This window comes from Paraburkholderia sp. SIMBA_054, from assembly GCF_046534875.1.
In the GTDB taxonomy this organism is placed as follows: domain Bacteria; phylum Pseudomonadota; class Gammaproteobacteria; order Burkholderiales; family Burkholderiaceae; genus Paraburkholderia; species Paraburkholderia hospita.
The window spans coordinates 1-252 of record NZ_JAWRXV010001269.1 but is presented as its reverse complement, the minus strand read 5'-3'; the positions used below and the strand labels follow the sequence as shown (position 1 = coordinate 252).

General features: G+C 61.1%; 1 pseudogene. It reads left to right on the top strand.

The features are described 5' to 3' along the window. Positions 1-252, top strand: a pseudogene (locus SB822_RS59180) (elongation factor 4); the annotation flags it as partial.

Here is a 252-nt window from a genome sequence, read left to right as displayed (position 1 = left end):
AAATCCGCGAGCCGATCATCCGCGCCAACATCCTCACCCCCGAGGAATACATCGGCAACATCATCAAGCTGTGCGAGGAAAAGCGCGGCAGCCAGCTCGGCATCAACTACATGGGCAGCCAGGTGCAGATCAGCTACGAGCTGCCGATGGCCGAGGTGGTGCTGGACTTCTTCGACAAGCTCAAGTCGGTCAGCCGCGGCTATGCCTCGCTGGACTACAGCTTCGTGCGCTTCGAGGCCGGTCCGTTCGTGC